Source organism: Acidobacteriota bacterium (assembly GCA_018268895.1).
In the GTDB taxonomy this organism is placed as follows: Bacteria; Acidobacteriota; Terriglobia; order Terriglobales; family Acidobacteriaceae; genus Edaphobacter.
This window is the reverse complement of sequence record JAFDVP010000014.1, coordinates 175037-196338: the sequence shown is the minus strand read 5'-3', so window position 1 is coordinate 196338 and position 21302 is coordinate 175037. Positions and strand designations below refer to the sequence as shown.

Genomic DNA, 21302 nt, shown 5'->3' with positions numbered 1-21302 from the left:
TTCGACAATACCTTCGTGATCGCCGCCGTCAACGTCGTCTTGCCGTGGTCAATGTGACCAATCGTTCCGATGTTCACGTGCGGCTTGGACCGGTCAAATTTTTCCTTCGCCATTGCTCTCTCCGTATACCTTGAACTTCTTCAAAAAACTGCGTTAGCCGATGACTAACTATTCCTTGCCCTGCACCTTGGCGATGATCTCTTCCGAGACCGACTTCGGCGCCTCTTCATACTGCTTGAACTGCATCGAATAATTCGCGCGTCCCTGCGTCGACGAACGCATGTGTGTCGCATAGCCAAACATCGTCGACAACGGCACCGTCGCCTTGATCGCCTGGGTTCCGCCGACCATCTCCATGCCCTCAATACGGCCGCGACGCGAGTTCAGGTCGCCGATGATCGTTCCCATGTATTCCTCGGGGACGGTCACTTCGACATCCATCACCGGCTCAAGCAGAACGGGCTTCGCCTTCCTTGCCGCTTCCTTGAAGGCCATCGAACCGGCGATCTTGAACGCCATTTCGTTCGAGTCGACATCGTGGTAGCTTCCGTCGTACAGCGAGACCTTGATGTCGACCATCTCGTAGCCGGCAAGCACGCCGCGAGTCATCGCGTCCTGAATGCCCTGGTCGATCGGCTTGATGTATTCCTTCGGAATCACGCCGCCCTTGATGTCGTTCGAGAACTCGTAACCCTTGCCCGGTTCGTTGGGCGAGATGCGGATCTTCGCATGACCGTAGTTACCCGAACCGCCGGTCTGGCGAATGTACTTGCCCTCGGCCTCTGCGTTCGAGCGGATCGTCTCGCGATAGGCCACCTGCGGCTTACCGACATTGGCCTCGACCTTGTATTCGCGCATCATGCGATCGACGATGATCTCGAGGTGAAGCTCGCCCATACCGGCGATGATGGTCTGGCCCGAATCGGGATCGGTATGCACGCGGAAGGTAGGATCTTCCTGCGCGAGCTTGGCCAGGGCCATGCCCATCTTCTCCTGATCGGCCTTGGTCTTCGGCTCAACCGCGAGCTCGATAACCGGCGCCGGGAAGTCGATCGACTCCAGAACAACCGGGGCCTTCTCCGTGCAGATCGTGTCGCCGGTGATCAGGTTCTTCAGACCAACAGCGGCGCAGATGTCGCCCGCAAGAATCTCAGTGATCTCTTCGCGCTTATTGGCGTGCATCTTCAGCAGGCGGCCAATGCGCTCGGTCTTGCCCGTGCGCGGGTTCAGAACCGAGTCGCCAGTCTTCAACGCGCCCGAGTAGACGCGAATAAAGATCAACTGGCCGACGAACGGGTCGGTCATGATCTTGAAACCAAGCGCTGCGAAGGGCTCGTTGTCATCGGTCTTACGGGTGATCTTCTCTTCCATGTTGTCCGGATTGGAACCAACAATCGCAGGAATGTCGATCGGGCTGGGCAGATAGTCGACCACAGCATCGAGCAGCGTCTGCACGCCCTTGTTCTTGAACGAGGAGCCGCAGAGCACCGGGAAGATGTGCATTCCGATGGTTGCCTTACGGATACCGGCCTTGAGCTGCTCGACCGTGGGCTCCTGGCCTTCGAGGTAGAGGTGCATCAGCTCGTCGTCGTGCTCGGAGACTGCCTCGATCAGGAAGTGGCGGGCCTCGGTGGCCTTCTCAACCAGATCCGCAGGGATGTCTTCGATCGAGTATTCCGCACCCATCGTCTCGTCGTGCCAAAGGATGGCCTTCATGATGACCAGGTCGACCACGCCGGCAAACTTCGACTCTGCACCAATCTGGATATTGATCGGCACAGCGCGTGCGCCAAGGCGGTCGACGATCGTCGACGTCGCATAAACAGCGTCGGCGCCGGCCTTGTCCATCTTATTGATGAAGCAGATACGGGGGACCTTGTACTTGGTAGCCTGACGCCACACCGTCTCCGACTGAGGCTGCACACCGGCAACCGCGTCGAAGCAGGCGACCGCGCCATCGAGCACGCGGAGCGAGCGCTCCACCTCGGCCGTGAAGTCCACGTGGCCGGGAGTGTCGATGATGTTGATGCGGTGATTCTTCCAGGTGCAGGTCGTCGCTGCCGAGGTGATCGTGATGCCGCGTTCCTGCTCCTGCTCCATCCAGTCCATGGTGGCAGTGCCCTCGTGCACCTCGCCGATACGGTGCGTAATGCCCGTATAGAAGAGGATGCGCTCGGTCGTCGTCGTCTTGCCGGCGTCGATGTGCGCCATGATTCCGATGTTCCGGCAACGATTCAGAGGTGTAGTGCGTGCCACGATCCGTCTCTCATCTGCGGGAGTACCCGCGGTTCAAACTACGTTGCAACTAAAATCCAAACTTCAGCGAAGGCGCGATTACCAGCGATAGTGCGCAAAAGCCTTGTTCGCCTCGGCCATACGATGAACGTCTTCCTTCTTCTTCATCGCCGCGCCACGACCATTCGCCGCATCCAGCAGCTCTGCGGTCAGCTTCTCAACCATGCCCTTCTCTCCGCGGGCACGACCGTAGGTCACGAGCCAGCGGATCGCCAGCGAGGTGCGGCGTTCGGGATTAACCTCGATCGGCACCTGGTAGTTCGCACCGCCAACGCGGCGGCTCTTGACTTCCAGAAGCGGCTTCACATTCTCGACAGCCTTCTTGAAGAGCTTCAACGCCTCGTCGCCGCCCTTGGCCTCGAGGTTCTTCATCGACTCGTAGAAGATTCCCTGCGCGGTCGACTTCTTGCCGCCCCACATCATCGAGTTGACGAACTTCGTCACCAGTGTCGATCCATAGACCGGGTCGGCCGCAACTTCACGCTTCGCGATATAACCTTTTCTCGGCATTCCTTCTTCTCTCTTCTTCCCCCAGCGCGGTGACTTCTCACGAACTGGGCTTGGTCGCTAAAACTTCGTTTTTATTTAGCAGCAGCCTTCGGACGCTTCGCGCCGTACTTCGAGCGGCTCTGCTTGCGGTTGGCCACGCCGACCGAGTCGAGCGTGCCACGCACCACGTGATAACGGACGCCCGGCAGGTCCTTCACACGGCCGCCGCGGATGAGCACGATCGAGTGCTCCTGCAGGTTGTGGCCGATGCCCGGAATGTAGGTCGTGACTTCGATGCCGTTGGTCAGGCGGACGCGGGCAACCTTGCGGAGCGCCGAGTTCGGCTTCTTCGGCGTCTGGGTGTAGACGCGGGTGCAGACGCCACGGCGCTGGGGCGAACCTTGCAGAGCGGGCGAGGCGGTCTTATAACGGGTGGGCGTGCGGCCCTGCTTGACGAGCTGATGAAACGTAGGCACTCGAACTCCTTGGTATTGCTAAACCTAACTTTTGTCAGGCGCGCAGAAGGATGTTGAGCTTCGCTTTTGCCGCTACACGCGCAAAACCGAGGACGCATCACGCGCCCCTTAGCGAAGTTCAACCCTGCTTCGCGTCTGTGAAACCTGGTACAAACCCTGTACAACCAGACGAAAACAGTCGACGGTGGCTGAGTCTTGTGGGTCTCTGGAACGCTGCCGCTCCAACCCGCCCAACTCCGTTTCGCTGTTCCGGCCCGCATAGCCCATCCAAGGTGGAGGGTGTCGCAGGCTCGATTCGATGGGCCGCAGACTTTCGCTTCCTGATTGCTCAGGTTGCCCTGCGGTTCTCTTTCACTTGTATCCAGTATAGAGCAAGTTTGCGATTCTCAGCCGATTGAAGGTTGAGAATCCTTGTAATTTGCCGGGCTTTTCTCTGCCCACCGGGTCTCGCTGTCGCTACAACCCAGTCCAGATACTTACGGAACTATATAAAAATAGCAATTTTTATTTTTAGAGTCAATTTTTCCTTGAATGAGTGGCGAAAAATCGTGCTGTCCGGCAATGTTTTAGCCTTACAGCTATGACATTCGCCCGCCGCCGAATCACCACTGCCCTCTTTTTCTGCGCTATCGCCGCCTCCGCCTTCTCTCAGGAGGTGGCGCGCCCCTCGGGCAACCCACGTATAGGGCAATTGCTTGAGCATTTAGGAAAGACCCGCACGCCGACGACGGCGGCGATCTCTTCCGATGGCAAGACCGTTGCGTGGTCGGTGCGTGGAAGCAGAGGAGACGAGATTCATCTCACCGATCTCGCGAGCGGAGCGGATAAAGCGCTTGAGACTGGCTCGACCGCGCCATGCAGCAGCGCATCGCCGACGTGGTCGCCGGATGGAGATTCGCTCGCTTATCTGTCGACGTGTGGGGCGGAGACGAAGGGGCAGGGACAGGTCTTTCTTTGGTCAAAGAAGACAGGGCAGTCAAAGCAGCTTACGCATCTGACCGGAGCAATTACATCCCCGGCATGGTCACCGGATGGGAAGACGATTGCGTTTTTGTTCGTTGAGAACGCGACACGTGCTGCGGGCGCTTTGGCTGCGATGAAGCCGTGGAATGGAGTGATTGGTGAGGATGGAGTAGAGATACAAGGCGTCTATCGAATAGATGTAACAAGTGAACGTGGCAAATGGTTTGTTCCCCCTACACAGAAGATGCATGTATATGAATTCTCATGGGCTCCCGATTCCAAACGAATCGCTTTCATTGGAGCGCCTGCACCTGGTGAAAACAACTGGTGGGTTGCGCGGCTATACACAGCGGAGATAATAGATTTCTCCCATTGCTCTGATGGAATTTGCCTGAGTAACGGAGGAGGACTCCGCGAGTATCAGGTTCTCGATCCCGCAACAACTCCAGGCCCGCTGCACGGCCTGCAGATCGCTCTTCCCCGCTTCTCGCCTGACGGCAAACAAATCGCCTTTATCGGCGGCCTTATGAGCGATCAAGGATCGACCGGCGGCGATATCTGGGTGGTTCCCGCTACTGGCGGCGAACCAAAGAACCTGACTCCGGAACGCAAGGCAACACCTGCTTACTTTACGTGGATCGACGACAACAAGCTTGCGATCTCGGAGCACGTTGGCGGTTCCAGCCACCTCACAGACTTCGATCTGAAGACGGGAAAAAACACAGGGGTGGATGTGACCTTCCCGGAGTCGATCGGCTCGGGGGCTTCAGTAATGAGTGTGTCGACTGCGAGGAACAGCGACATCGCCATCATTCGCAGCTCCTTTGAACGCGCGCCAGAGGTGTGGGCAGGTCGGGACACGCACCTCAAACAGATCACCCACCTCAACGACTCGCTCAAGCCGCTTTGGGGTAAGACTGAAAACGTCGAATGGACGAACGAAGGCTTTCACGTCCAGGGATGGCTGCTCTATCCGGCGAACTACGATCCGAGCAAAAAATATCCGCTGATTGTCAGCGTTCACGGCGGCCCATCGTCCGCTGTCTCTCCGCGCTGGCCGGGTGTCGGCTATGGCGGAGTTCCCTTCTCCGCGCTCGGCTACTTCGTCTTTATGCCGAACCCGCGGGGAAGCTATGGGCAGGGTGAGAAGTTTACGCAGGCCAACATCAAAGATTTCGGTTACGGCGACCTGCGTGACATTACCGCGGGCATGGACACCATCGAAGCGCGCCTTCCCATCGACAAGACCCGCGAGGGACTGACCGGCTGGAGCTATGGCGGGTTTATGACAATGTTTGCCGTAACGCAGACGACGCGGTTCCATGCAGCAGTCGCAGGAGCCGGAATTAGCAACTGGAAGAGCTACTACGGGGAGAACTCCATCGACCAGTGGATGATTCCCTTCTTTGGTGCCAGTGTCTACGACGATCCAGCCGTCTACGCGAAGAGCTCGGCGATCGAATACATCAAGAACGTGAAGACGCCGACGCTGGTGGTAGTTGGCGACCGCGACGGCGAGTGCCCGGCGCCGCAGAGCTTCGAGTTCTGGCATGCGCTACGTGCGCAGGGCGTCAAGACGCAGTTGGTCGTCTATCCGAACGAAGGCCATGCCTTTCGCTCGCCCGAACATCGCCGCGATGTGCTGGAGCGCGCGCTGAACTGGTTTGAGGGCGAGATGCCGGCGAAGTGAGTGGAAAAGCAGATCCCCATTCGGCTTCACCTCAGGGCAAGCTCTCCGCTCCGCTACGGAATGACAACAAAAGAGACCCATGACGACGTAGAACTGGAAGGCGCGTCAAAATCACAGCTCCAGCATTTGCCTCGGAGACTTTGGCTTTATACACTGAAGCCTCGGGAATTCAGCGTATGCGGTGAAACCGTTCAGCTAGCGTTCCGGTTGAACGGGGAGGTTCAATGCGTCGGTTTGTCACTCTAGCAGTACTGCTTCTTTTCACTCTTCCATTCGGCGTCTCTATCTCAGGCTGCTCGAAGAAGACTCCTGTCGTCTTCTGCAACGGCGGCGACACGGGCCCCATTGTCGGCCAGGTTACGAACATCACGCTGCTGCCCAGGATCTACGGCATATCGCTGAACCAGGGCCAGATCGGCCAGGTTGCCGCACCCGCCGCGACAGACTGCAAAGGCAACAGCGTCACGGTCAACTCGTTTACCTATGGCGTCTTCGACGCAAACGGCAACGCGACCTTGAATATCGCCGATGTTGTGCCGTCCGGCGCCAGTGCAGGCAGGCTCTGCGCCGGCACATGGAACCGCAACACCGGCGGCGGCATTCCCGACTACACAACCTGCAACGAGACGGGGAACTCCGGCCAGGTTTACGTAGTGGCCTCGGGCGCGGGCGCCAACAGCAATCCGCTGCCGATCTTCATTCACCCCAAGGTCGCCAGTGTCGTCCTCGGCACCCCAACGCCGTCCTTGGCCTGTGCGGCCAGCGACGCTGCTGCCGATGCCGCCGGCCAGTCCTCCAACTGCTGCCAGATCTCGAAGCAGGCGACGGTTACGGCAGATCCTTACGTCGGCAATGCCTGCGTCTCGCAGGGCAATACGGCGCAGCTTGTAGCTCGCGCCTACGATGTCAACGGGAAGAGCATTACCTGCCAGGTCGGCCACCTCTCCTTTGCCGCGCAGACCAACTCCATCGTCACGATCGACGAGAACGGCGTCGCAACAGCCCAGCAGCCGGGATCGACCGTCATCAGCGCGAACCTGACGCAGGCAGGATCTTCGGCTGGCTTCTTCTCCACCTGCCCGCCTGTAAACATCGCGCTTACCGTACCAAACACGGTAGGCGGCAACAACAAGGCCGTTGTGGTCAACCAGAATACTCCCCAACCGCTGTCGGCAGTCGCTACCGACATCAACGGCAAGGTCCTTACCGGCCTTGCGCTCGACTTTGTATCAACGACGCCAATTACGATCCCGGTGGCCTCGACTGGAATCGTGACTCCCAACTTCCCCGGCGCGGCCTCGATCACGGCCGTCTGCCAGCCGCCCAACTGCAATCCTTCGCCAATCAACCAGGTGGGCCTGTTCGGCAATGGAAAGCCCATTGCCTCCAACCCGGTCAAGGTGACGACGCCGGGAACCAACAGCACGCTGCTCTGGGTTGGAAGCACGCAGTCGCGCTACATCTATCCGGTCGACTTCACGAACCTTACAGCGAGCGCTCCGGTGCGCCTGCCTTACGCGCCAAACTCGATGGTGCTGTCCAACGACGGTTCGACGATCTACATGGGAACGCCCACCGAGATCATGGTCTTCAACGCCACGACCAACAGCCTGACGCGCGAGGACGCGGCCATCGCCGGACAGGTGCTGGCGATCTCACCCGATGGGACATCGCTCATCATCACCGACCCTCGCAAGCAACTCACCTACCTGTATGCGTCGTCCGGATCAGTCACCTCGACCTATGGCGGCGTCGCCACGCACGCGCAGTTCACACAGGACGACCAGACGGCCTACATCACGATGGGGACCGCGGACACGAGCGGGAACGTAACTCCCAACAACCAGCTTCTGGTGTATTCGAGATTCACGGGCTGGAACCAGATCACTCTGGGCGCATCGGCCTCCGACGTTGCCATTACCGTACCGGGAGTGGGAGCCTATCTTGCCGGCGCGGCAACGACCGCACGCAGCTACTGCGCCAGCACGACGATTGTGGGCACACCGCCGAACACAACCTCGATCACCAACCAGTACTATCCGTTGGCTGATACAGCCACTGTAGCAACCGACCGCGTGGCCGCGACCAACGATGGCCTGCACATCCTCGGCGCAACGACGGCGGGCGGCCCTTCCATCGTCGACCTCGTCTTCAACGCTGGCGGACTTCCCATCGCTGCCTGCCCCACGACAGTCGCTCCGACGTACTTTACGAATCATCGCGCCGCCCAAAACTCGCTTCCCCTTGGCGTGACGGCAACTGCCATCACAGGCGTCCTGCCAACGTCTGATTCGGGCGCTGCATTCATTACCTACATCGGTTCAGGATCGCTTCCCGCTTACGCCCCTGCGACGGGCACATTGACGCAGGTGACTTTGACCGGCGGCGCAACAGCCCCGGTTGCAGGAGCCATCAGCTCCGACAACACGACCGTCTATATCGGCACCTCGGGCGACAACCAGGTCCACCTGATCAATCGCTCGACGCTGACCGACGACGCAACCAGGTCGATCAACCCGAAGTTGCCGCTCTACATCAACGGCACGGACAACCCAGCGGTCTTTGTCACGCCCAATCTGATCGTCCAACACGCACGCAAGGCGACTTCGTAAGTAGTCTGACGGGCTCTCGCATAAGAAAGGCCCTCTCACGGAGAGGGCCTTTCTCTTAGTTCCAGCAAGAGATCACCCCAGGCGCTGCTTCATCAGGTCGCGGGCGATGGCGTCCAGAACGCCATTGAGGAACTGCACCGACTCCGGCGCCGCATACCGCCGCGCCACCTCCAGCGACTCGTTGATGATGATCGCCGCCGGGGTGTTCGGACTGCCGAGCATCTCCGCCACCGCAGCGCGAATCAGGTTGCGATCGACGACGGCCATGCGCTCCAGCCGCCAGTTCTGCGCGTGCGCCTCGATCAGCTTGTCGATCTCCGGCTGCCGCGTCGTCGCAACGCGGTAGATGTCTTCGGCAAAGGCGCGCGTATCGTCGTCGACGTCGTCGCGCGAAGCCCAGAAGAGTTTGTCCACCTGCTCTGGCGTCTGTTTGCCCAGGTCTCCCTGAAAGAGCATCTGCATCGCCAATTCGCGGGATTTTCTCCGTGTTCCCATTACTTCCCGCCCTCTTCCTTCTTGATCTTGCGCTGGATTGAGACCATCTCGATGGCTGCAATCGCAGCCTCAAATCCCTTGTTGCCCGCCTTGATGCCGGCGCGGTCCAGCGCCTGCTCGAGTGTCTCGCAGGTCAGCACGCCGAAGGCATGAGGTACGCCCGTGTCCTGCTGCGACTGCCCGATCCCTCGCGCGACCTCGTTGTAGATCGCCTCATAGTGCGCTGTTTCGCCGCGAATCAGGCAGGCCAGCGTCACAATTGCATCAAAGCGCTTGGTCTCTGCCAGCGTTCGCGCGACGGAGGGAACCTCCCACGCACCGGGAACGCGGACAATCTCAACATCGGCCTTTGCGCCACCGCTGCGGTAGATGGCATCGAGCGCTCCCTGCAGCAGCCGGTCGGTAATCACGGCGTTCCACCGCGCCGTCACAATCCCGAACCGCATCCCCGCCGCTGAGAGATCGCCCTCGATCGCCGCCGGTTTGCCGTGGAGCGGGTTCTCCGACTGCCAGAAGCCCAGCTTCAGGCCCTCGGCGGTGCCGTCGGGGAGCTTCACCGTAAACAGCCTGCTGTTCCAGTGCGTCAGCTCCGGTGGCCCCAGCAGCGACTCCACCTCTTCACTGCGAAAGTTCGCCAGCATCCACGTGTGCACGGCTGAGTGGATCGCGTCGAGACCGTTGACCTCAATCAGAATCGACGGCACAGCAGGCGGGCGTCCCGTCATAAGCTCAAGATTTCCCAGCGGAGCCAGCAGCGCGGTTCCACGGCCGGTCCCATCGTCCCAGCCCTTTCCCTGTTCGAACCCAAGCGACAGCAACAGGCTGTTCAGACGGTCGAATGCGTCCGCAGAGCCAATTTCGCGGACCAGCGTCATTCCCTTGATCATAGGTACGATTGTATCGTCATCGTTCTGACTGTCGTGTGCATCAGATAGAAGGCAGTACCACCCTGGGGAGAAGATTCATGGAAGAGACGCAGAAGGTCGAGGTCGTCCTTTGCGAGGTACGGGACCAGATCGCAACCGTTACCATCAACCGTCCTCGCGTACTGAACGCGCTCAACGAACAGGTCTTCGGGGCCCTGCGCGAGCTCTTCACCATGCTTGCGAAGCACGATGCCGTTCGCGTTATCCTCCTCACCGGCGCTGGCGAGAAGGCTTTTGCCGCCGGTGCCGACATCGGCGAACTGACGACGACCAACCGCGTTACCGGCCGCGCCCTCTCCCGGAGCGGAAACGCTATCTTTCGCAAGATCGAGACCTGCGGCAAGCCTGTCATCGCCCTGATTAATGGATTTGCGCTGGGCGGCGGATGTGAGTTGGCGATGTCCTGCACCATGCGCCTTGCGGCAGAGACCGCGAAGCTCGGCCAGCCCGAGGTCAAGCTGGGCCTCGTCCCCGGCTATGGAGGGACACAACGGCTTCCGCGCCTCGTCGGGCAATCAGGCGCTCTCAAACTGATGCTAACCGGCGAGATGATTGCAGCCAGCGAGGCCCTGCGCCTGGGTCTGGTCGACGAGGTCGTCGCCGGCGACCGGCTGCTGGAGCGCGGACATGAACTGGCCCGCGCCATCACCGCTGTGGCCCCACTTGCCGTAGCCGGTTGTATCGAGGCGGTTTACAAAGGCGCGGGCCGCAGTCTCGACGCTGCGCTCAACGTCGAGACGGGAATCTTCGGCAGGCTCTGCGGCACCGCCGACAAAGCCGAAGGGACGACGGCCTTTCTGGAGAAGCGCCCCCCGGCATGGACTGGCCGCTAAATGGCCTTTGCTTCGAGACAATCGGCACAAGGCCCCACGGAAAGCAGACGATTTTAGCCGGGAGTCTTGATATCCTTGAATCAATATGCACACTCCTGCCGGACGGTTCTGTCTCGCGATCGTCCTCTCCTGCGCTCTCGGTTTCTCCGGCTGCAACCGGACCACTTCTTCAGTGAACGCCCCCTCGGCCACACTCAGCCAGGCGCAACAACAGGCGCTCGAATCGGCGCGGCAGCAACTGGAATTGATACCTCCTCCCTCGAAGACCCGCTACATGGCGGTGCGCAACCTCAACACATGGGAGAACCCTTACCTGACCGTGCAGGGCAGCATGGTCACGCTGCACGTTCTTATCGCCGACGCCAACACCAGCCCGCTTGGGCAGGGTGGTCTGCTGCGTCCCGTAGGCGCGCGGCGGCGCAACCTCGACGTTCGAGTCGCCGATCTTCCGGCTGCGCTCAACGCCATTCCTGAAAGCGCGTGGCCCTATGGCCGCGTTGTGGCTGTTGAAGAAGCCCACGAGGTTCCCGTCAGCGCGCGCGCTGAGGTACGCCGCAATGTCGAGTCCGTCATCAAGACCCTCGGCGATCTGGGCGTCGTCGTATATGAGTGGAACGACAGCAGCCGCGGGCTATAGATGCAAGGGGTAGGGAGTAGAAAGCAGCTGTGCAATCGCGCACACTCTTTATTCCCTGTCTCTTAGTTTCTATCCCCTGTTCCCTGCTCCCTATCCCCTGTACCATTGGTTTCAATCCACTTGGGAGCCTGTGATTGCATACCGTTGCGCTGGCCGTATTCTGCCTCTTCTTCCTTCTTGTCACCCTGGCGGGCTTCTGGGCGGCGCGTTGGCGAAGACCTAAAGAAGGTATTGCATCACTTGAGGAGTGGGGGCTGGCCGGCCGGAGCTTCGGCACATGGGTTACCTGGTTCCTCGTTGGCGGCGACCTGTACACTGCTTACACTGTCATCGCCGTGCCTGCCGCTCTTTACGGCGCGGGCGCCATGGGCTTCTTTGCGCTGCCTTACGCCATCATCACTTATCCGTACATGTTGCTGGTGCTGCCGCGGCTCTGGCGCGTCTGCCATCGGCATGGCTATGTCACCTTCGCCGACTTCATCGGCGGGCGCTATGGCAATCGCTGGCTGACGCTGGCCATCGCATTGACGGGAATCCTGGCACTGATGCCGTACATCGCGCTACAACTCGTGGGCATGCGTGTGGTCCTCTCCTCGATGGGCCTGCATGGCGAATGGCCCCTGGCAGCCGCCTTTATTATCCTCGCTGCTTACACCTACTCGAGCGGCCTTCGCGCTCCGGCGGTCATCGCGATCGTCAAGGATGTGATGCTTTACATCATGGTGATCGCGGCGATCGTCGTTATCCCGATCAAGCTCGGCGGCTACGCGCATGTCTTTCACGTCGCCAACCAGGCGCTGGCCACGCATACTCCAGCGGCGACCATCAACCTCAGGCCGGGACAGTTCCTCGGCTACTCCACACTGGCCTTCGGCTCTGCGCTGGCGCTGATGCTCTATCCGCACACGGCCACGGCAGTGCTCTCGGCGCAGAGCCCGAACGTCGTTCGCCGCAACGCTGCCATGATGCCGGCCTACAGCTTTCTGCTCGGCCTCGTCGCGCTGCTGGGATACCTTGCACTGGCCGCCGGAATCGATGTCAAGGGTGACACCAGCTCCGCGGTACCGTTGCTCTTCCTCCAATCGTTTCCGGAGTGGTTTGCAGGGTTTTGCCTCGCCGCCGTCGCCATAGGCGCTCTCGTCCCCGCGGCCATCATGTCTATCGCAGCATCGAACCTCTTCACCCGCAACGTCTACGGCCTTTTCAGCAGCAGGAAGATGCTTCCCCATCAGGAATCGAACATGGCAAAGCTCGTCTCGCTGGTGATCAAGTTTGGCGCGTTGGCCTTCGTGCTCTGGCTTCCGACCCCCTACGCCATCGAGATGCAGTTGCTCGGCGGTATATGGATATGCCAGATGGTTCCATCGGTCGTTGTCGGCGTCTTCACGCGCTGGTTTCATCCGTGGGCGCTTGTCGTGGGATGGGCTGCGGGAATGGCATCGGGAACGGCAATGGCCGCCTCGCTCAGCTTGAAGAGCTCGGTCTATCCCCTGCACCTGCCGGCGTGGCTGGGAGGCACCTGGGCCATGTATGCCGCAGTGCCCGCGCTCCTGCTGAACTTCGCGATTGCGGGCGCGCTGACCGTTGTCTTCCGTGCAATCGGATTTGGCGGAGGAGAAGATACGACCGACGCATCAGTCTACATCGGCTAAACTCTTCCTGGCTTCATCGCTGCTCCACGCAGCCTCGGCCACTAATATCGCATCTTACAAAACCTGTACCGCATTCTTGAGGTGACCCGCGTGAGCAAACCGAGAAAGAGGTCCTTCGCCAAGGGCGCAGTCGCCGGATTGATCGGCGGCATCGTCGCTATTGCTGCCAAGAACGCAGCCCAGAGGATGTACCCTCCACGATCCAAACGCCAATCGTTGCCTCCAACCCTCACTCCACGCAAAGACCCTGGTAAGGGTCTCACGCTCAAGGAAAGAAGCGCAGCGCAACAGACGCTGCATTTCAGCCTGGGAGCCGCCGCGGGAGCGGCGTATGGCGCGGTCGCTGAGATTTATCCAGCGGCAACGTCGAAGCAGGGTGCAAGCTTTGGCATGGCCCTGATCGCGCTCAACCAGGACCGGACAATGCCAATCCTCGGCCGCTTTACAAAAGCCGAGCCTCAAACAAAGCGCGAGCACACCAGCGAACTGGTCTCCTTTGTCGTCTTTGGTGTGGTCACCGAAACAGTGAGGCGCGTCGTCCGCAGGCTGATCGAGTAGCCGCTTCAGCGTGAAGGAATCGTGTCGCGCGTCTTTGCCCAGTTTGCAACCAGATCGTCCACCACAACATGCCCTACGCGATACGCGGAGTCGAGCGACGGCATGTAGGCGCTGTACTGGCTGATCTTCGTCTCCGCAAGACTCTCCGCCGCTGTCTTGCCCGGCCGTTGCTGGTCGTAATTCGATGCCGTCCGCAGTACCAGCACTCGCCTGATGTCGACCTTGCCGGCCTTCGCCAGCCACGTCAGCGACTGCATTGTTCCGGTATCTTCCATCCCGCAGACCGCATACGTGCTCTTGCCATCGGTCTGATACTTCACCCAATCGTGCGCCCACTGGTTCATCAGCTTGCCGTGCCAGAACGTCGACGCCGACAGATTGCCGCCCACCATCACAAACGGAGGCCGTCGCGCTGCCTCGCCTTCAAACTGCTGACGCCGTTCCGCCATGCCCGGCGTGTCTTCCAGCTTGATGTCCTTCGTCAATGCGAACGCCCAGTTCACCAGCGCGGGGTTCAGGTGATAGACGATTCCATCGTCGCCAAAACGTGCTGCACGCGGCTGCTCATACGGCGTCGACTTCCCCAGCGGAACATATCCCGTCGGCCAGTCCTTAGGAATCTCACGGGCGTCGATCTCGTGCGCCAGGTCGCCATCGACGACGTAGTCGGCCCATACGGCAGATCCCAACGAACCTACCGCCGGATCGATACCCGCAATGCCGGCGACAACGAAGTACGCATGAGTCAGGTCGAAGCGAGGATCGCGGCCTAGTGCCATCATCGTCGCTGCCGCGCGCGCCGTACCGACGCCTGTCAGCACACCAAGCACGCCGTCCTTGTTCATCCGGAGATCGTGATACCCCTCGGGAAACGGCAGCACTGTGTCCAGATGCTCACGCTCTACCCAGTATTGATACTCCCCGGGTGCGTCGCCGGTATCGTTGCCAACCTCGAACATGTTGACGACTACGACCTTGATTTCAATCGGCTTTGGCGCAGTTTGGGCGAAGAGACATGAAGCCGCAAGCAGCAGGACAGAACCAGTAAGGAGGCGCATAGCTGATTATCGCAGCTTGCTCGCATCGTTGCCGAAACGGCGCCCGGTAAACTAGACGCCCTTCTTCTGCGGCTCCCAGATGAACTTATGGATCTGCAACGAGAGCCGCGCGGACAGGCCGTCCTCGAGCATCCACTCCACCAGCTTGCGCGGATCCAGCGCCATATTATCCGCCGTGCGCTGCGGGCTTGGCGTCTTCTGAAATGCAGGCGACAGTAGGATCTGGCCGGCTTTCTTCTCAAGCGCATGTTCACGGATGAACTGACGAGCAAACTCGTAGTCAGTGCGATCGCTGATAACGAACTTCACCTCGTCGCGGTCCGTCAACGCATCGAGGTTTTCCACGCGAAACGAATTGGCGGCCGCACCCGCGCCCGGACACTTCACGTCGACGATCTTGTGCACCGTCTTGGGAACATCAGCGAGCGGACGCTCCCCCGAGGTCTCGATCATGAGCGTGTAGCCCGCGTTTAGCAGACGCTGCATCAGCGGCAAAAGCTCTCGTGCCTGCAACATCGGCTCGCCGCCCGTAAACTCCACAAGTTTGCATGGGGCCAGCGCTTCAATCTGCGCAACCACTTCGTCTTCCGTAAATGGCTTGCCACCTGAGAACGTGTACTCCGAATCGCACCACGCGCATCGCAGGTTGCAACCCGCCAGCCGTACAAAGATGCACGGCAGACCGGCGAAGGACGACTCGCCTTGTACGGATTTGTAGAGCTCGATCAGGTGCATGGCTGCGGTTATTCGTAGTAACGGGCGAAGCTGGTGTCTGTCTCGTACAGCGTGCAGTCCTTCACCTTCACGCGGCCGGCCGTCATCTCACGGAGCTGCTTCTCCGTCTCCTGGTAAAAATAACGCGCAAGGTTCTCCGCCGAAGGGTTCACCGTCGTAAACGGCTCCAGGTCGTTGATCATCTGGTGATCGAGATAATCGACCACAGGACGCATCACCTGCTTCAGCAGCTTGAAGTCCAGCAGCAGACCGGCCTCGTCAAGCTCTTTGCCAATCAGCGTCACAAAGACCTTGTAGTTGTGGCCGTGCGGGTTCTCGCACTTGCCGCGATAGTTGCGAAGGTAGTGGCCAGAGGAGAATCCGGCTTCTACAGTAACTTCAAACATGGGTTTCCAATGCCTTTCGGCAGGCCGCCAGGGGTTTCCGATCTCTCATTTGTCAGGGGACGGCTTGCCTCTCTCTATTGTACCCGTCTACTGACCGCGACGGCGCTGGCGTTCTTCTTCGGCGCGCCGTTCCGCCTGCTCAAACAAGGAGGACAGTATGCCGGCCAGGGCAACCACCAATGCCACCACAAGCAACGCCAGTCCTGTCGTTCGCCACAACGAAACGTCTCCCGGAGAACCAGGTTGCTGCGCGATATTGGTATAGGCCAGTCCGCAGGAGACCAGCGCGAGCACCAGCAACGTTGCGGCAAGGATGTAGAGATTGCGGCCCATGGATACTTCCTATTTTATGGTGTCCCGTCCGAAGAATGTTTCCACATCGCCGATCTCTTCCGTCAGCCGATACGGCGGCAGACTTTCCAGAAAGATGCGGCCATAACGTTGACGCCGCACGCGCGGATCGAGCAGCATCAGCACGCCGCGATCGCTAAGTGAGCGGATCAGCCTTCCAAATCCCTGCTTCAGCGTAATCACTGCGTTCGGAATCTGGTAGTCGAAGAATGGCTTGCCTCCGGCCTCCTCGATCGCACGCATACGCGCTTCCACAACAGGATCGGTCGGCACGGCAAACGGCAGCCGGTCGATGATGACGCAGCTCAACTGCTCGCCCTGCACATCCACGCCCTGCCAGAAGCTCGATGTGCCGAAGAGCACCGCATTCGGCGTCTCGCGGAACTGCTGAATCAACACATGCCGCGGCGCCGTGCCGTGCAACAGCAGAGGATAAGGCAGCTCCGTCAACATACGCTCATACACCGTCCTCATCTGCGTGTAACTCGTAAAAAGACAGAAGGCGCGGCCCTCGGTAATCTCCAGCACGCGGCGTATGCGTTCAGCAGCACGTTCTGCAAAGTCAGGCTCGCGAGGGTCGGGCATCGTCGGCGGCAGATAGAGCAATGCCTGCCGCTCATACTGGAAGTGCGACGGAACGATCAACTCGCGCGCCGAGAGCAGGCCAAGCCGCTTGCGGATATGATCGAAGCCCCCAGAGACAGTCAAGGTTGCAGACGTCAGCACGACGCTTGAGTAGTTGTCGAACAGCGCAGTCGAAAGCAGCTCCGAAACGTCGATCGGCGTCGCCTGCAGATGCGTATGGAACGCCGCATGACCGTGCGCTCGCACCGCACCCCGAACGCCACCGACCGCACGCCGCTCGATCCAGAAGACTGTGTTGTGGTCCGTCGACTCCAACAGAAAGTGCAGATGCGAGCGGATGTCAGCGACGCGCTTCCTCAATCCCGGCGCTTCATCGACATTCTTCACGCGCTCCAGCTCGCCCTCCAGCCGCGTCAGCGCATTCATCGTCGCCGTGTAGTAGTCTCCGCTCTCTTCGAGAAAATCTGCGCGATGCAGAAAAGGCATACGCCCCACGCCATTCCCATCATCCGGCAATGCGGAGAAAAACATCCGCGAACGATTTTGCAGTGTGCCGCATGCGCTTTCTATCGCTGATATCGATGCCTGCTTCGCACGCAGCATCATCTCCACATCGCGCACCAACTCATCCACACGCGACGTGCTCAGCCCGATTCCGAAGTAGTTCGATGCAACTTCCTCAAGCTCATGGGCCTCGTCAAACACCACCGCGGCGGCTTCCGGCAGAATCCCCGCATCCGCAGCATTACCCGCCTGCTGCTTGATGCTCAGGTCGGCAAAGAAGAGATGGTGGTTCACAATCACGATCTCGCTCTCTAACGCCTTGCGCCGCATCGCCGTGATGAAGCACCGCTCGAAGTCCGGACAGCTCTGCCCCAGGCACGCCTCGGTGCGCGCATCGAGCTTTGACCACAGCGCGGAGGTCTCCGGCAGCGCGTCGATCTCCGCGCGGTCGCCCGTCTCCGTCGTCTTCTCCCACACCGCAATGTTGTGGAACTGCTCAATCTCTTCGAGGCCATTCAGCAGCGGATTGTCGCGCAGCGCGTAAAGCTTATGGCGGCAAAGATAGTTGCCGCGCCCCTTCATGTAACAGACCTTCAGCGGCCCCAGCAGCGACTCCAGAAACGGAATGTCCTTAAAGTAGAGCTGCTCCTGCAGGTTCTTCGTTCCCGTCGAGATGATGACGCGCTGCTGATGCTCACGCGCCTTGCGCAACGCAGGCAGCAGGTACGCCAGCGTCTTCCCCGTCCCCGTCCCCGCCTCCACGATCAGGTGACGCTTGTCATGAAAGGCCTTCTCCACCGCGCGGGCCATCTCGTACTGCCCCTTGCGGTGCTCAAAAGCCAGCGACGAACGCGATAGCATACCGCCGGGCGCGAAGAAATCATGCAGCGACGGCAGCCGCTCTCCAGGCTCGAGCGCCGCGGGCAAGATCGAAATGGGGGTCGTAGCTGACAAGGGCGAAGAAGCGGCAAAGACCCGCTCGTTTCTATAATAGACAGATTGCGTTGCGCCGCCGAGTCAATGGGCGGTTTTGCAGCTATCTCGATAAGAAAGCTGGACCTCTCCGGTGGCGAAAGACAATAAGAAACGACTCGGCAAGAAACACCGGCAGGCAAGCACTCGCCCCAAGAAAGGCCGCGCACCCAAAACAGCTCCGACCACGGGGGCCGCCGATCCGCGCAAGCGCAAACAGCTCTCCGCAAAAAAGGCTCTGGCCGAAAAGCTCAAACGCATTCCCAAGCGCTCACCCGATCACGAGGCCCGCGTCACGTTGCGCGGTGACGCGCGCCGGCCGCCGTCAAGCGTGCGGCCCATCGCGCGCCCAACTGAAGAAAACGAAGCGGCAGCCGAGCAACACGACTGGCGCGAGGCCGAACGCGAAGCAACGCGCTACAACACAGCCGCAGACGGTGAGAAGCGCGTATCGCGCGATGCGCAGCAGCCGCTGATCGCCATCTGCGGCCGTCCCAACGTCGGCAAATCGACGCTCTTCAACCGCATCACCGGCTCGCGGCGTTCCATCGTCGGCGACGAGCCGGGCATCACGCGCGATCGCATCTACGGAGAGATCGACTGGGCTGGCCGCATCGTTCGTGTCGTTGATACGGGCGGCGTCATCCCCGACGACGAAGCCCTGATCCCCAGCGAGATCTTCCGCCAGGCGCAGGTTGCGCTCGAAGAGGCCGACGCCATCGTGATGGTCGTCGACGGACGCACCGAGCTGGCCTCGCCCGATATGGAGCTTGCGCGGCTGCTGCTGCGCGGCGGCAAGCCTCTCTTCCTCGCCGTCAACAAAATGGACTCCGCCGAGCTTCTCGCCGGTGCGGAGAACTTCCGCAGCCTGGGCTTCCGCAACGTCCTCCCCCTCTCCGCCGAGCACGGCACCGGCATCGGCGATCTGCTCGACGAGGTCTACGCCGCGCTTCCTCCCGAGTCCGTCGCCGAGGAACCCACCGAGGTCATGCTCACAGCCGAAGATGAGATGGCCGAGGACGAAGACGGTCCAGCGCCCGTCCGCCGCCTGCGCTCACACGGCGAGTTCGAGCAGACCGAGACGAAGATCGCCATCATCGGCCGCCCCAACGTCGGCAAGAGCACACTGCTCAACGCACTCACCGGAACGAAGCGCGCCATCGTCTCGCCGATCGCTGGAACAACGCGCGACGCCGTCGATGAAGTCGTCGAACGCGATGGACACAGCTTCCGCTTTGTCGACACCGCAGGAATCCGGCGCAAGGGCAAGACGAAGCTGATGGCTGAGAAGCTCTCCGTCATCATGGCGCGCAAGCATCTCGAAGCCGCTGACGTCAGCCTTCTGGTGATCGACGCAGTCGAAGGCGTCACGGCGCTTGACGCCAACATCGGCGGCTACGCGCATGAGAGCGGCAGAAGCGTCATCATCGTCGTCAACAAGTGGGACGCCGTCACCATTGGACGAACCGATGGCAAACCGCCTGCCGATAAGAAGGTCTACGAGCAACAGGTCCGCGATGCGCTCAAATACCTCGACTACGCTCCGCTGCTCTTTATCTCCGCCGCCGAAGGCAAAGGGATCGACCAGGTCTTCAAGAAGGTGGGCCTCGTCGCACGTGAGCGCCGCAAGCGCGTGACAACCGGAAACATGAACCGCTTCCTCGAGCACGTCGACTTTCAAAAAGCATCGGTGCCCATGTCGAAGCGAATCAAGATCTACTACATGACGCAGGCCGCGGTCGCGCCACCAACCTTTGTCCTCTTCACCGATAAAGACGTAAAGCTACACTTCAGCTTCGAGCGCTTCCTCACCAACCAGATTCGCGACAGCTTCGGCTTCATCGGCTCACCAATCTGGTTCAAGATCAAGGCCAGGAACAAAAAGAAGACGCCATAGCAACCCGTATTCGAAATGAAAAAGGCCCGCAATGAGCGGGCCTCTTTCATCGCAAACAGATTCGCCTATGCGACGCCGATCACGGAGCAAAGCTCCTTTACCGCATCCGCGCTCTTATTCAGAGCAGCCTGTTCTTCGGCTGTCAGCTTGATCTCAATGATCTGTTCTAGCCCCTTCGATCCCAGCTTGCAAGGCACGCCGACGTATAGCCCCTTGATGCCATACTCACCCTGCAAATATGCGGCGCAAGGGAGAATCTTCTTCTTGTCCTTCAGGATCGCCTCGACCATCTCCACTGCGGCAGCCGAAGGAGCGTAGTATGCCGAGCCCGTTTTGAGGTGCTTCACAATCTCCGCGCCGCCATTGGCCGTGCGCGTCTCCAGCTCCTTCAGGCGGTCCGCCGGAATCAGCTCCGTGATCGGAATGCCCGCAACCGTTGAGTAGCGCGAGAGCGGCACCATCGTATCGCCATGACCTCCGAGCACGAACGCCGTCACGTTCTCAACCGAAACATTCAACTCCAGCGCGATGAAGGTGCGGAAGCGTGCCGAGTCCAGAACGCCGGCCATGCCGATCACGCGCTCACGCGGCAGCCCCAGCTTCTTGAACGCCGTCTGCGCCATCGCATCCAACGGGTTCGACACGATGATGAAGATCGCGTTCGGCGAAGCTGCCAGCGCCTTGCCCGCAACATCGCTCATGATGTTGAAGTTCGTGTTCAGCAGATCGTCGCGACTCATGCCTGGCTTGCGCGCAATGCCGGCCGTGATCACCACGATGTCCGAGTTCGCCGTGTCCGCATAGTCGTTGGTGCCGATCACCGACACATCGCGCTTCTCGATCGGCAGCGCCTCCAGCAGGTCGAGCCCCTTGCCCTGCGGCACGCCCTCGACCACGTCGATCAATACAACGTCCGCCAACTCCTTCGAAGCAATCCAATGTGCCGCAGTAGCGCCGACGTTGCCGGCCCCGACGATAGTGACTTTCTTACGCATAATGTGTGAACTCTCCAGAAAATTTAGCGTCAAAACGCCGTCATGGCGCGCCAGAACAGCACGCGTCTTCGCCTTCCATGATACGTCCCGCCACGCACGGCTGGCACCGATATCCGCCATTTCCGTGCGGATATCGATTGCCACCAAAGCAAAAAAAGTCGGCGGCTGCTCTGGCAGCCGCCGACTCCATCCA

At 60.1% G+C, this 21302-nt stretch carries 19 protein-coding genes; 7 read left to right on the top strand and 12 right to left on the bottom strand.

Annotated features, from left to right (window positions below):
• From JSS95_18000 to JSS95_17985, 4 genes are all read right to left on the bottom strand, one after another.
• On the bottom strand, positions 1-113 hold a 113-nt coding region (locus JSS95_18000; protein MBS1801709.1), incomplete at its 3' end, for a hypothetical protein.
• A 55-nt stretch (positions 114-168) separates the two neighbouring features.
• Positions 169-2256: an elongation factor G gene (gene fusA, locus JSS95_17995; GenBank protein MBS1801708.1), complete on the bottom strand. Its 2088-nt coding sequence runs from the start codon at positions 2254-2256 to the stop codon at positions 169-171.
• 78 nt (positions 2257-2334) lie between these two features.
• Entirely contained in the window at positions 2335-2805 is a 471-nt protein-coding gene (rpsG, locus tag JSS95_17990; GenBank protein ID MBS1801707.1) for a 30S ribosomal protein S7, read from the bottom strand.
• 71 nt (positions 2806-2876) lie between these two features.
• The gene (locus JSS95_17985) at positions 2877-3260 is read right to left on the bottom strand and encodes a 30S ribosomal protein S12 (protein MBS1801706.1); all 384 of its coding nucleotides are present in this window, start codon (positions 3258-3260) and stop codon (positions 2877-2879) included.
• A 580-nt stretch (positions 3261-3840) separates the two neighbouring features.
• On the opposite strand from JSS95_17985, the gene JSS95_17980 reads away from it, so the two are divergent.
• Together JSS95_17980 and JSS95_17975 are read left to right on the top strand one after the other, a co-directional pair.
• Positions 3841-5913 carry a S9 family peptidase gene (locus JSS95_17980; protein ID MBS1801705.1) on the top strand — a complete coding sequence of 691 codons (2073 nt, stop codon included), beginning with the start codon at positions 3841-3843 and terminating at the stop codon, positions 5911-5913.
• A 224-nt stretch (positions 5914-6137) separates the two neighbouring features.
• Positions 6138-8525: a hypothetical protein gene (locus tag JSS95_17975; protein MBS1801704.1), complete on the top strand. Its 2388-nt coding sequence runs from the start codon at positions 6138-6140 to the stop codon at positions 8523-8525.
• A gap of 72 nt (positions 8526-8597) precedes the next feature.
• Here the strand turns inward: JSS95_17975 and nusB are convergent, their stop codons facing one another.
• Together nusB and JSS95_17965 are read right to left on the bottom strand one after the other, a co-directional pair.
• Positions 8598-9020, bottom strand: coding sequence for a transcription antitermination factor NusB (nusB, locus tag JSS95_17970; protein ID MBS1801703.1), 423 nt, complete (start codon positions 9018-9020; stop codon positions 8598-8600).
• Entirely contained in the window at positions 9020-9907 is an 888-nt protein-coding gene (locus tag JSS95_17965) for a 6,7-dimethyl-8-ribityllumazine synthase (protein ID MBS1801702.1), read from the bottom strand. Before JSS95_17965 ends, nusB begins: the two co-directional genes overlap by 1 nt.
• Positions 9908-9984: 77 nt before the next feature.
• Between JSS95_17965 and JSS95_17960 the strand changes: the two genes are divergently transcribed.
• From JSS95_17960 to JSS95_17945, 4 genes are all read left to right on the top strand, one after another.
• Positions 9985-10779: an enoyl-CoA hydratase/isomerase family protein gene (locus JSS95_17960; protein ID MBS1801701.1), complete on the top strand. Its 795-nt coding sequence runs from the start codon at positions 9985-9987 to the stop codon at positions 10777-10779.
• Between the two features lie 85 nt (positions 10780-10864).
• Positions 10865-11416, top strand: a complete 552-nt coding sequence (locus JSS95_17955) for a hypothetical protein (GenBank protein ID MBS1801700.1) — start codon at positions 10865-10867, stop codon at positions 11414-11416.
• 134 nt (positions 11417-11550) lie between these two features.
• A complete protein-coding gene (locus JSS95_17950) occupies positions 11551-13068 on the top strand; it encodes a sodium:solute symporter (protein MBS1801699.1) in 1518 nt (505 codons plus the stop codon).
• A gap of 90 nt (positions 13069-13158) precedes the next feature.
• Positions 13159-13626 carry a DUF1440 domain-containing protein gene (locus tag JSS95_17945; protein MBS1801698.1) on the top strand — a complete coding sequence of 156 codons (468 nt, stop codon included), beginning with the start codon at positions 13159-13161 and terminating at the stop codon, positions 13624-13626.
• 5 nt (positions 13627-13631) lie between these two features.
• Here the strand turns inward: JSS95_17945 and JSS95_17940 are convergent, their stop codons facing one another.
• The 5 genes from JSS95_17940 to JSS95_17920 all read right to left on the bottom strand — a co-directional run bounded on the left by JSS95_17940 (position 13632) and on the right by JSS95_17920 (position 18106).
• Positions 13632-14684 (bottom strand): purine nucleoside permease, encoded by a 1053-nt coding sequence (locus JSS95_17940; GenBank protein ID MBS1801697.1) that lies wholly within the window; start codon positions 14682-14684, stop codon positions 13632-13634.
• 51 nt (positions 14685-14735) lie between these two features.
• The gene (locus JSS95_17935; protein ID MBS1801696.1) at positions 14736-15419 is read right to left on the bottom strand and encodes a radical SAM protein; all 684 of its coding nucleotides are present in this window, start codon (positions 15417-15419) and stop codon (positions 14736-14738) included.
• An 8-nt stretch (positions 15420-15427) separates the two neighbouring features.
• The gene (gene queD, locus JSS95_17930; GenBank protein ID MBS1801695.1) at positions 15428-15805 is read right to left on the bottom strand and encodes a 6-carboxytetrahydropterin synthase QueD; all 378 of its coding nucleotides are present in this window, start codon (positions 15803-15805) and stop codon (positions 15428-15430) included.
• Between the two features lie 87 nt (positions 15806-15892).
• Positions 15893-16138, bottom strand: a complete 246-nt coding sequence (locus tag JSS95_17925) for a hypothetical protein (protein ID MBS1801694.1) — start codon at positions 16136-16138, stop codon at positions 15893-15895.
• Between the two features lie 9 nt (positions 16139-16147).
• Positions 16148-18106: a DEAD/DEAH box helicase gene (locus tag JSS95_17920; protein MBS1801693.1), complete on the bottom strand. Its 1959-nt coding sequence runs from the start codon at positions 18104-18106 to the stop codon at positions 16148-16150.
• Positions 18107-18311: 205 nt separating this feature from the next.
• Between JSS95_17920 and der the strand changes: the two genes are divergently transcribed.
• Entirely contained in the window at positions 18312-20114 is a 1803-nt protein-coding gene (gene der, locus JSS95_17915) for a ribosome biogenesis GTPase Der (protein MBS1801692.1), read from the top strand.
• Positions 20115-20179: 65 nt separating this feature from the next.
• On the opposite strand, the gene mdh is transcribed toward der, so the two are convergent.
• A complete protein-coding gene (gene mdh / locus JSS95_17910; GenBank protein MBS1801691.1) occupies positions 20180-21109 on the bottom strand; it encodes a malate dehydrogenase in 930 nt (309 codons plus the stop codon).
• Between the last annotated feature and the right edge of the window lie 193 nt (positions 21110-21302).

Excerpts from the sequence above, each read along its gene's own strand:
- rpsG (MBS1801707.1), bottom strand. The coding sequence starts at position 2,805 with ATGCCGAGAAAAGGTTATATCGCGAAGCGTGAAGTTGCGGCCGACCCG.
- JSS95_17980 (MBS1801705.1), top strand. The coding sequence starts at position 3,841 with ATGACATTCGCCCGCCGCCGAATCACCACTGCCCTCTTTTTCTGCGCT.
- JSS95_17975 (MBS1801704.1), top strand. The coding sequence starts at position 6,138 with ATGCGTCGGTTTGTCACTCTAGCAGTACTGCTTCTTTTCACTCTTCCA.
- nusB (MBS1801703.1), bottom strand. The coding sequence starts at position 9,020 with ATGGGAACACGGAGAAAATCCCGCGAATTGGCGATGCAGATGCTCTTT.
- JSS95_17965 (MBS1801702.1), bottom strand. The coding sequence starts at position 9,907 with ATGATCAAGGGAATGACGCTGGTCCGCGAAATTGGCTCTGCGGACGCA.
- JSS95_17960 (MBS1801701.1), top strand. The coding sequence starts at position 9,985 with ATGGAAGAGACGCAGAAGGTCGAGGTCGTCCTTTGCGAGGTACGGGAC.
- JSS95_17955 (MBS1801700.1), top strand. The coding sequence starts at position 10,865 with ATGCACACTCCTGCCGGACGGTTCTGTCTCGCGATCGTCCTCTCCTGC.
- JSS95_17940 (MBS1801697.1), bottom strand. The coding sequence starts at position 14,684 with ATGCGCCTCCTTACTGGTTCTGTCCTGCTGCTTGCGGCTTCATGTCTC.
- JSS95_17935 (MBS1801696.1), bottom strand. The coding sequence starts at position 15,419 with ATGCACCTGATCGAGCTCTACAAATCCGTACAAGGCGAGTCGTCCTTC.
- queD (MBS1801695.1), bottom strand. The coding sequence starts at position 15,805 with ATGTTTGAAGTTACTGTAGAAGCCGGATTCTCCTCTGGCCACTACCTT.
- JSS95_17925 (MBS1801694.1), bottom strand. The coding sequence starts at position 16,138 with ATGGGCCGCAATCTCTACATCCTTGCCGCAACGTTGCTGGTGCTCGCG.
- JSS95_17920 (MBS1801693.1), bottom strand. The coding sequence starts at position 18,106 with ATGCTATCGCGTTCGTCGCTGGCTTTTGAGCACCGCAAGGGGCAGTAC.
- mdh (MBS1801691.1), bottom strand. The coding sequence starts at position 21,109 with ATGCGTAAGAAAGTCACTATCGTCGGGGCCGGCAACGTCGGCGCTACT.